This is a genomic window from Mesorhizobium sp. M2A.F.Ca.ET.037.01.1.1, from assembly GCF_003998075.1.
Classification (GTDB): Bacteria; Pseudomonadota; Alphaproteobacteria; order Rhizobiales; family Rhizobiaceae; genus Mesorhizobium.
Genome location: NZ_RZSA01000144.1, coordinates 1 through 9,650, shown reverse-complemented (window position 1 = coordinate 9,650; position 9,650 = coordinate 1). Strand labels below are relative to the sequence as shown.

General features: G+C 64.4%; 9 protein-coding genes and 2 pseudogenes. 7 read left to right on the top strand and 4 right to left on the bottom strand.

Translation table 11 applies throughout. The features are described 5' to 3' along the window. Window positions 1-672, top strand: a pseudogene (locus EOA27_RS10015) (glycosyl hydrolase); the annotation flags it as partial. A 49-nt stretch (window positions 673-721) separates the two neighbouring features. Here EOA27_RS10015 and EOA27_RS10010 read toward each other — a convergent pair. Together EOA27_RS10010 and EOA27_RS10005 are read right to left on the bottom strand one after the other, a co-directional pair. After that, window positions 722-2,071 (bottom strand): chloride channel protein, encoded by a 1,350-nt coding sequence (locus EOA27_RS10010; RefSeq protein WP_126080425.1) that lies wholly within the window; start codon window positions 2,069-2,071, stop codon window positions 722-724. Window positions 2,072-2,251: 180 nt separating this feature from the next. Then, window positions 2,252-2,551, bottom strand: a complete 300-nt coding sequence (locus tag EOA27_RS10005; RefSeq protein ID WP_126080424.1) for a hypothetical protein — start codon at window positions 2,549-2,551, stop codon at window positions 2,252-2,254. Between the two features lie 321 nt (window positions 2,552-2,872). Between EOA27_RS10005 and EOA27_RS10000 the strand changes: the two genes are divergently transcribed. The 5 genes from EOA27_RS10000 (at window position 2,873) to EOA27_RS09985 (ending at window position 7,473) form a co-directional block, all read left to right on the top strand. Continuing rightward, window positions 2,873-4,303, top strand: coding sequence for a DHA2 family efflux MFS transporter permease subunit (locus EOA27_RS10000; protein WP_126080423.1), 1,431 nt, complete (start codon window positions 2,873-2,875; stop codon window positions 4,301-4,303). Window positions 4,304-4,401: 98 nt separating this feature from the next. After that, a complete protein-coding gene (gene rlmN, locus EOA27_RS09995) occupies window positions 4,402-5,634 on the top strand; it encodes a 23S rRNA (adenine(2503)-C(2))-methyltransferase RlmN (protein ID WP_126080422.1) in 1,233 nt (410 codons plus the stop codon). Further along, window positions 5,631-5,756, top strand: a complete 126-nt coding sequence (locus EOA27_RS43140; RefSeq protein WP_292256119.1) for a hypothetical protein — start codon at window positions 5,631-5,633, stop codon at window positions 5,754-5,756. Before rlmN ends, EOA27_RS43140 begins: the two co-directional genes overlap by 4 nt. Before the next feature lie 48 nt (window positions 5,757-5,804). Further along, on the top strand, window positions 5,805-6,098 hold the full coding sequence (locus EOA27_RS43135) for a hypothetical protein (protein ID WP_348526204.1): 294 nt from the start codon (window positions 5,805-5,807) through the stop codon (window positions 6,096-6,098). Window positions 6,099-6,228: 130 nt separating this feature from the next. Beyond that, window positions 6,229-7,473, top strand: a complete 1,245-nt coding sequence (locus EOA27_RS09985; RefSeq protein ID WP_210211650.1) for an MFS transporter — start codon at window positions 6,229-6,231, stop codon at window positions 7,471-7,473. A 34-nt stretch (window positions 7,474-7,507) separates the two neighbouring features. Here EOA27_RS09985 and EOA27_RS09980 read toward each other — a convergent pair. Together EOA27_RS09980 and EOA27_RS40580 are read right to left on the bottom strand one after the other, a co-directional pair. After that, window positions 7,508-8,148 (bottom strand): annotated as a pseudogene (locus EOA27_RS09980) (LysE family translocator). Between the two features lie 705 nt (window positions 8,149-8,853). After that, a complete protein-coding gene (locus tag EOA27_RS40580; RefSeq protein ID WP_189343309.1) occupies window positions 8,854-9,039 on the bottom strand; it encodes a hypothetical protein in 186 nt (61 codons plus the stop codon). Between the two features lie 183 nt (window positions 9,040-9,222). Here EOA27_RS40580 and EOA27_RS09965 point away from each other — a divergent pair. Then, the coding region (locus EOA27_RS09965; protein ID WP_189561997.1) for an argininosuccinate synthase domain-containing protein at window positions 9,223-9,650 on the top strand (428 nt) is incomplete at its 3' end.

Genomic DNA, 9,650 nt, shown 5'->3' with positions numbered 1-9,650 from the left:
ATCCGGCCGACAACAAGGGTGTGGGATGCTGCCGACCCAACCTATGCTGCGCGGGTCGACGGACTATTCGGAAACTTCGGTCTGACATGGTCGAAATGGTTCCGGGGCTACCCGCCGGAACAACTTGAAACACTGCCGCGTGTCACGACCGAGACGGGAACCAATATCCAGGGACCGGTCACCGAAGAGTTGCAAGGTTTGAATTTGTTGAATTTGTATTTCGCACAGTTCAAGCGGGGTTATGCCTACACTTCGGTCTATCTGCTGAGGGACCGCACCGATGAGGCCGGCAACCAGTCGTTCGGTTTCTTCAGGCCCGATTATTCACCCCGCAAGGCCGCGACCTACCTTCACAACGTTACGACTATTCTGGCTGACGAGGGTACGGTCGCTACGTCCGGCACGTTGGATTACACGATCGCGGACCAGCCTCCGACGGTTCATGATCTTCTCCTGCGGCGCAGTGACGGGACGTTCCAACTGGTCGTCTGGGACGAACGGTTGAACGACCAGGACCAGGTGACCGTGCGCCTTGGCGCCACGGCGACTTCCATAAGCATCTATGATCCGACTGTCGGCACCGATCCTGTCCGGACAGTGAAGAACACGACCTCGCTCGACCTTTTGCTAAGCGATCATCCGATTGTAATCGAGATCTCGTCTGCCAGATAGGCTGGCGCGTTTGGACAAGCAGGCCGGGGCTCAAACCCGGTCTTCGCTTTCACAGCGGCTGTTCTGCCCCGGCAACCCTGCGCCGCCGGATCGCCTCGGCGATGAAGACGCGCGACAGCGCGTGGTAGAGCGGTTCGTTGGAGATGAGCCTTGCCGTGCTGTAACCCGGCATTGCCGCGCACATCAGCGCGATGACGTTGTCGTGGTTGCCGGTCATTTCGAGGATGATGACGAAGGCCGTCATCGGCGCCTGCACGACGCCGGCGAAATAGCCGGCCATGCCGAGCAGTGCCGCGGTGCCGGTGGCCGTGCCGAAGACCAGGCCCAGCGTGCTGCCCAGCCCCGCGCCCACCGCCAGCGACGGCGCGAAGAGGCCGCCCGGAATGCCCGACACCATCGACAGCATGCCGGCCCCGAATTTCTCGACGAAGAAGAAGGCCGGCAGCCGCGTGCCTTCGATCGCGCCGCGCGCCTGCGCATAGCCGGTGCCGAAGGTCAGCCCGCCGGACGCCACGCCGATCACCGCCACGGCGAGCCCGCAGACGGCCGCCACGACCAGCGCGCGCGGCAGCGGCTGCAGCGCGTTCCAGCGCCGGATGCGGCGCATGACTTTCAACGCCGAAAGCGAGAACAGCGCGCCGACCCCGCCGCCGATGATGCCGCAGGCTAGTACCAGCGGCCAGTCGGAGGCGAAGGCGACCGTGTCTTTGGCGACGCCGAAATAGGTGTAGTTGCCGAGCAGCCCGAGCGAGGCGAGGCCGGCCAGGATCACCGCCGTCAGCACCAGCCCGTTGGTGCGCGCCTCATAGGCCCGGCCCATTTCCTCGATGGCGAAGACGATGCCGGCGAGCGGCGTGTTGAAGGCGGCGGCTATGCCGGCGGCGGATCCCGCCAAGATCAGCCCGCGCGCATGCGCCATGCCGCCCCAGCGCGCCGCCTGCAGCATCACCGAAGCGCCGACTTGCACCGTCGGGCCTTCGCGGCCGATCGAGGCGCCGCAGGCGAGGCCGGCGACGGTGAGCGCTATCTTGCCCACCACCAGCCTGAGCGACAGGATGCGGCTGCGATCGTCCTCGTCGCGCAGATGCCGCGCCGCGATCGCCTGCGGAATGCCGCTGCCTTGTGATCCCGGGAGGAAGGAATGCGCCAGCCAGGCGCAGAGCACGAACCCAAGCGGCGTCACGATCAAAGGCAGATAGAAGCGCCAGCCGCCCTCATTGCCGGTCATGACATGGAACAGGGCCTGCGCGCGGTCGGCGAGCAGGGCGAACAGGACGCTGATCAGGCCGATCGAGATGGCGCCGGCCCAAAAGACGAGCCGCGGCTGCCAGACGCGCCGCGACACCCACATGGCGTGGGAACGCCGAAGCATGCGGTATTTTCGCGATATGCCGGCCATGACGAGCCTCTTGCTGGTAGGCCCGGCCTAGCACAATGACGGCGCCGATCAACCCGCGAGGACGAGCCCGACGCCATGCCGGCAACGTCCAGGAACGGCGCTCAAGGAGATGTGATACAAAGGCAGATAACCCGCCGGCGTACCGGCCGGCGGGGAGGTCGGCACGCGCTGTCGGCGAGGTCACATCGCCATTTTTTCGCATTCCGCCTGGGCCTTCTTGGTCGACGTGTCGATCATGTAGGCCTTGCCCTTGGCGTCGGTGATCATCATCATGCAATGCTTGATGGGCTTGGCCATCTTCATCATGTCGGCGCTCATCTTGGCGTCCGGCATCATGGTGCCCATGTGTCCGTCCGGCATGATCGCGGTGACCTGGCCGCCCTTCATCATGGTCATGGCGCCCATTGTGTCCTCGGCGGAGGCCTGCGAGGCGCAAAGACCGGCGAAACCGGCAATGAGTGCGAACTTGATCGAGTGCATCTGAACAACTCCCATTGTTGAGGGGCATGGTCGCCCTCTTCCGGTTCGCCGACGCAGCGCGAATGGTTACGCCAACACGAATATGTGATCGATTTTCAGACGGCGGCAGCCGTCAGCGCCGCGCCTCGGTGCAGCAGGGGGGTCAAGATTTGTTGACCTCTGTGCCAGCCGAAATCGCTATCGCTTCGCATCGATCGGGCCATAAAGCAGTCCGGTGCGGTGGGGGTCCGGACCGGCAGGGCCGCACGACATCGACGCCGGCTTGATCGCGGATGGCTGGCGGGCGGGCATCGCTTCCTGCACGACGGAACTGGCGGACAATTGGAACAGCATCTCTTCGCGACCGAGCGCGACCCGCGTCTCAAGCTGATCATCCCGGCCATCGTCGCCATCGCCTTCCTGATGGAACAGCTCGATTCCACCATCCTCACCACCGCCATTCCGGCCATCGCGCAAAGCCTCGACACCACCCTGGTCCGGCTCAATCTGGCGATCACCACCTACATCCTGACCCTGGCCGTGTTCATCCCGGTCAGCGGCTGGTTCGCCGACCGGTTCGGCGCCCGCAGGATCTTCGCCCTGGCGCTCTTCACCTTCACCCTGGGCTCGGTTCTGTGCGGCGTGGCCGACAGCGTCGGCATGCTTTTGGCCATGCGCGCGCTGCAGGGACTGGGCGGGGCCATGATGACGCCGGTCGGGCGGCTGATCCTGCTGCGCTCCTTTCCACGCAGCGGGCTGATCACCGCCATGACCTACATGACCTTGCCGGCGATCGTCGGTCCCGTCATCGGACCGCTGCTCGGCGGCCTCTTGACCACCTACGCCTCCTGGCGCTGGATCTTTTATGTCAACGTGCCGTTCGGCCTCATCGGCATTCTCGCCGCCTTGCACTTCGTCGACGATTTCCACGGCGAAGAAGCCCAGCCTTTCGACTTCGCCGGCTTCCTCATGGTGGGTACTGGCGCGGCACTCCTGCAATTCGGCTTGGAGAATATCGGCAGGCCGATCATTTCGCCGCTGGCGACCATGCTGGTGCTGGCGGCCTCGGTCCTGCTGCTCTTCGCCTTCGGCCACTATGCGCGCCGAGTCGCGGCGCCCGCGGTCGATCTCACGCTGTTCCGCTTCCGCTCCTTCCGGGTCGGCACGCTGGCCGGCGGGCTCTGCCGCATCGGCCTCAACGGCGCGCCCTTCCTGTTGCCGCTGATGCTGCAGGTCGGCTTCGGCATGAGCCCGGTCACCTCCGGATCGCTGACCTTCGTCGGCAGCTTCGGCGCGCTGCTGATGCGGCCGCTGCTGTCCTTCTTCCTGCGGCGCTTCGGCTTCAAGGCCGTGCTGAGCGGCAGCGCCGTGGTCGGCTCTGTTGCCGTGGCGGGCTTTGCCCTGCTCGACGCCGACACCCCGCATTGGCTGATCGGCCTCTATGTCTTTTGCTTCGGCATTGTTCGTTCGGCGCAGTTCATGTCGTCCAACACGCTGTCCTACGCCGACCTGCCGGCCGAGAACCTCAGCCGCGCCACCAGCCTGGGCGGCGTCCTGCAGCAGCTCAGCGTCGCGCTCGGCGTTTCGATCGCCGCCATGGTGCTCGGCCTCGTCTCCGGGGAGGTGCATGCGCCGACGGCGAGCCAGTTCCATTGGGCGTTCCTGCTGACGGCGGTGATCCCGCTGCTCTCCATCCCGGGATTCTTCTTTCTCCATCCGGAAGATGGCCAGCAGGTCAGCGGCCATCGCCGCAAGGCGGAAGTTCAAGGGTAAGCCCGGCGCATGACTCCGGCGCCAAGCTGTGCTATGCGCCGCGCTTCCTGTCAGGCCGGTGCTGAAATCGGCCGCAAATCGCTTATATTGGCGCCACCATGACCGTTTCGCTTGATCTTACCGCCGAAGGCGCCCGTGACGCCTTGCGCCGCGCAGCCCCGGCCGAAAAGCCGTCCCTGATCGGCCTGACCCGCGCCGAGATCGGCGAGGCGCTCATCAGTGCCGGCATCGTGCCGGAGCGCCAGGCAAAGATGCGCGCCCAGCAGCTCTGGCACTGGATGTATGTGCGCGGCGTATCCGACTTCGCGCATATGTTCAACATCTCCAAGGACCTGCGCGCCGCGCTCGACACGCATTTCACCGTCGCGCGGCCGGAGATCGTCGAGGAGCAGATCTCCTCCGACGGCACGCGCAAATGGCTGTTCCGCTTTCCGCCGCGCGGCGCCGGCCGTCCCGTCGAGATCGAGACCGTCTACATCCCCGAGGAAGGCCGCGGCACGCTCTGCATCTCCTCGCAGGTCGGCTGCACGCTGACCTGCTCCTTCTGCCACACCGGCACGCAGAAGCTGGTGCGCAATTTGACGACGGAAGAGATCCTGGCGCAACTGCTCACCGCGCGCGACCGGCTCGGCGATTTCCCCGACCGCGACACGCCGGACGGCGCCATCGTCCCGGCCGAAGGGCGCAAAGTGTCCAACATCGTCATGATGGGCATGGGCGAGCCGCTCTACAATTTCGAGGCGGTGAAGAAAGCGCTGCTGATCGCCTCCGACGGCGACGGCCTGTCCCTGTCGAAGCGCCGCATCACGCTGTCGACCTCGGGCGTGGTGCCGGAGATCGCCCGCACCGGCGAGGAGATCGGCGTCATGCTGGCGATCTCGCTGCATGCCACCAATGACGACCTGCGCGACCTTCTGGTGCCGATCAACAAGAAATTCCCGCTGAAGGAGCTGATCGCCGCCTGCAAGGCCTATCCCGGCCTCTCCAACGCCAAGCGCATCACCTTCGAATATGTGATGCTGAAGGACGTCAACGATTCCCTCGACGACGCCAAGGCGCTGGTGAAGCTCTTGAAGGGCATTCCCGCCAAGATCAATCTGATCCCGTTCAACCCGTGGCCCGGCACCAACTACCAGTGCTCGGACTGGGAGACGATCGAAAAGTTTGCCGACTACATAAACAATGCCGGCTACGCCTCGCCGATCCGCACGCCGCGCGGCCGCGACATCCTCGCCGCCTGCGGCCAGCTCAAGTCGGAATCGGAGCGGATGCGCAAGGTGGACCGGCTGGCGCTCGAAGCCATGATGATCGCGGGGCACGGCGAGGCGTGAGGCGTATCATCGCCTATCTCGTCCGCTTCGCCGTCATCCTGATCGGCTATATTGTCGGCTCGCTGGCGGCGAGCGCCTTTCTCAACGCGCTCTTCCTCGGCTATTTCGGCTATGCGCTGTAGCCAGGCCACCCGACGATCGCGCCGGCGCTCTATTTTTCGGTGCCGTTCGTGGCGCTGTTCGTCGCCTATTTCGCCTTCATGCCGGCCGCCGTCGTGATCCTGGCGGCCGACGTGCTTGGCCGGCGCGACTGGCTGTTCTACGCGCTGGGCGGCGCGGTCGTCGCCATCGTCTTCCTCGGCTTCGTGCATAATGTGGGCGACGCCAATTTCGATGTCACCGCGACGAATGTCCGCTTGGCCGTGATCGGCTGCGGCATGGTCGGCGGCATCTTCTACTGGCTCTCCGCCGGCCGCTGGGCCGGAAGCTGGCGCCGCCCGCCCCTGGCCGACGCGGACCCTTGAGCTGATGACGAAAAGTTGCAGACTTTTCTGCAGCGGATCATGTCAAAACCCATCGACTTGAAGAGGCTGCCCGAATCGAATTTGGCCCGCCGTGCCGAGACATTCTGGCAAGACCGACAGGAGCAGGGCCATGGCGGAAGGTGAAATGAATGGCGGCTCGGCCGCCGCCGTGGCCGAACGGCTCGATCAACCGGCCGAGCGCAGCCCTTCCGGCCTCGGCGCCGGCCTGCTGTTCATCCTCTCGATTGCCTGCGGCGTAAGCGTTGCCACCATTTACTTTCCCCAGGCGATCACGCTGCTGATCGCGTCCGACCTGCACGTCCCTGCTGACACGGCGGCCTTGGTCGTCACCACCGCCCAGCTTAGCTATGCGCTTGGCCTTCTGCTGCTGGTGCCGTTGGGAGACCGGCTTCCGCATCGTCCGCTTGTCGCAACCCTGTTGACGCTGACGGCCGCAGCACTTCTGATCGCCAGCCAGGCGCCGACGCTGCCGGTGCTGGCAGTCGCAAGCATGGCGACGGGCATCACCACCGTGGTGCCGCAGATCCTGCTGCCGATGGCGGCCGGGCTGATGCCGCCGGAGCGGCGCGGGGCGGTCACCGGCACGCTGCTCAGCGGATTGCTGGCCGGCATTCTTTTGGCCCGCACCTTCGGCGGCTTTCTCGGCGAGCATCTCGGCTGGCGCGGACCGTACCTGGTCGCCGCGGCGGCGCTGTTCGCCTTAGCCGTCCTGCTTGGCCTGGTGCTGCCCAGGACGGCGCCGACATCTTCGCAGCGTTACCCGTCGCTGGTCGCGGCGGCCTTCATCCTCTTTCGCGACGAGCCGGAGCTGCGCCGCTCCTGCCTTTACCAGGCGCTGATGTTCGGCGGCTTCACCGCCGCCTGGACAAGCCTGGCCTTGCTGCTCGGCGGACCGCTGTACCATCTCGGCGGCCAGGCGGTCGGGCTGATCGCGCTGGTCGGCGCGGCCAGCGTGTTCTGCACGCCGGTCGTCGGCCGGCTGATCGACCGCAAGGGTCCCGACGTCGTCAGCCCGCTCGCCTTTTTCACCGGCATCGCGGCGGGGATCGTCCTGCTCGGCGGCGGGCTTGGCGGAGCAACAGGCCTGTTGGCGCTCACGGCGGGCATGCTGCTCCTCGACATCGCCGTGCAGAGTGGTCAGACCGCCAACCAGGCGCGTGTCTTCGCGATCCGGCCCGACGCCCGCAGCAGGCTCAACACGGCCTATATGACCTCAGTTTTCCTCGGCGGCAGCGCCGGCTCTTGGATCGGCGTCAAGATCTACGGCCATTGGGGATGGCCTGGCGTCTGCGCGCTCATCGCCGCCGCGGCGATCATCGCTCTGGCAAGGCATGCGGTGAAGATATATCGCTGAACCCTTGCCGATTGCCGCAAGCGCCGAGCGACAGCTACTTCGCCTGCGCGGTCAGGATCTTGAGCGCGAAGGCCGAAACACGCAGCCGAAGAGATAATCGACCACGCGGGTGACGCGCGGGCTGGCCTTCATCGCCGCCGAGAACTTTTCCGCCGCCAGCACCATCGGCGCCGTCACCGGGATCGACAGCGCGATGAACATCACGCCGAGGAAGAACAGCTTGCCGGACGCGTTCGGATCATGCGCGGAGACGAATTGCGGCAGGAAGGTCATGAAGAACAGGATGATCTTGGGGTTGAGCAGGTTGACGCCGAGCCCGGCCGCCCAACTGCGGAACAGCGAAACCTGCGGTCCTGTCCGCTTCTCCGGTGAAAAGGCCGAGCCCTTCATCACCGCCTGCCAGGCCAGGAACACCAGATAGCCGGCGCCGAAGATCTTGAGCACGAAGAAGGCCATAGGCGAGGCGACGATCAGCGCCGAGATGCCGACCACCACTAGCGTTGTATGGATCAGCGTGCCGGTGAGCGCGCCAGCCATCGAGGCGAAGCCGGTGGCACGGCCCTGGCTCAGCGTGCGCGAGACGAACAACGTCATGTCAGGCCCCGGCGTGATCGCCAGGATGATGGTGGCAATGGCGAATTGGATGAGCGTCGAAGTCTCGGGAATGAAGGACATTGGTCGCCTCGGGGGTCGCCTCGGGTGGATCGCGCGCCCTATAACGCGGCGCTTTCTGCCACGCCAGCGTCTGTCCTGGCAAACATCTGGCCCAGCCTGTGCCACCGGCAGGCTTCCGTGGTAGTGTCTCAGTTTGAATTTCGGGACCGTCAAAAATCCATAGTCGCTATCGATTGCCTGACTTCAGCCAACTCTGACGCGACTTCTGGATGATCGAATGACAAACCGAGGTAGGTAGCCAAAACGACGTCACTTCCATTCGAGAGATACCAAACTCCGAGTGTCTCACTGAGGTCGTGGGACACGCACCCGACAGAAAATACCTTGCCCATGTTTGTAACCGGATCGTCAAACGCTCGGGGCTGCTTTCTGCAAAATTCAGCGAGCATGCTTCGCAGTGCAACTATGCTTACTCGCGGATGTTTGCCTCCAGCATAGCGGGCAATCGTGAACTGAAACGCTCCAACTCCGGAGGGAAGGGCAAGGGTTGGAACACCCTCGGGTACGTTATCTGTTCTGTCGGCCCAATCCGAAGGTAGATCAAAATGCAATCCATAGAACTCTATGCGCATGTCACCCTTTTCTCGTAGGGGCCGCGCTTGCCGTCATCCAGCGTGTCGTCGGCTTCCTCGCCAGTCGCAATACGCATGACGTGGACGGCGTCGCCGATCACGTCGCCGGGGCGCTTCTGGCCTCCGGTCGGCTTTAGCTCGGATACTCCAACACGATGACGTAGCCGGATGGCTGGGTTATCGGACCGATGTCGGTGGGTACATCCCGCTCCGGTTGCCAGATCACGTTGATGATCCGGCTTCCCTCTTCGCCTAGGCTGTGGAGAAGCGTCTTCAGACGGTCCACATCGTCCGGGCATGTTTCGACTGCGTATGACATGAAAGCTCCCGCGCTTTGCGGTAAGCATATAGGAGTTCGGCGCATGGCGCGACAGTCGGACGGCTGCGATCCGTAGCCGCTCATATTTCAAACTGAGACACTACCGCATCCTTCGTCTCTTGCGCCGCCTGGAAACCCCATGATACCTCGCCCCCGAAGCTTTTTCCTGCGGAACCGCCAAAAATGTCCAAGTTCAAAAACGTCAAGAAAGTCGTGCTCGCCTATTCCGGTGGCCTCGACACCTCCATCATCCTGAAGTGGCTGCAGACCGAGCTCGGCGCCGAAGTCGTCACCTTCACCGCCGATCTCGGCCAGGGCGGCGAGCTGAAGCCGGCGCGCCGCAAGGCCGAGATGATGGGCATCAAGGACATCCGCATCGTCGACGTGCGCGAGGAGTTCGTCGCCGACTTCGTCTTCCCGATGTTCCGCGCCAACGCCGTCTATGAGGGCACCTATCTGCTCGGCACCTCGATCGCCCGGCCGCTGATCACCAAGCATCTGGTCGAGATCGCCCAGGAGACCGGCGCCGACGCGATTGCCCATGGCGCCACCGGCAAGGGCAACGATCAGGTCCGCTTCGAATTGTCGGCTTTTGCGCTGAACCCGGAGAT

Bases quoted from the DNA above. Each gene is read 5' to 3' on its own strand.
- EOA27_RS09985 (WP_210211650.1), top strand. From the start codon at position 6,229: ATGGCGGAAGGTGAAATGAATGGCGGCTCGGCCGCCGCCGTGGCCGAA.
- EOA27_RS40580 (WP_189343309.1), bottom strand. From the start codon at position 9,039: ATGTCATACGCAGTCGAAACATGCCCGGACGATGTGGACCGTCTGAAG.
- rlmN (WP_126080422.1), top strand. From the start codon at position 4,402: ATGACCGTTTCGCTTGATCTTACCGCCGAAGGCGCCCGTGACGCCTTG.
- EOA27_RS10010 (WP_126080425.1), bottom strand. From the start codon at position 2,071: ATGGCCGGCATATCGCGAAAATACCGCATGCTTCGGCGTTCCCACGCC.
- EOA27_RS10005 (WP_126080424.1), bottom strand. From the start codon at position 2,551: ATGCACTCGATCAAGTTCGCACTCATTGCCGGTTTCGCCGGTCTTTGC.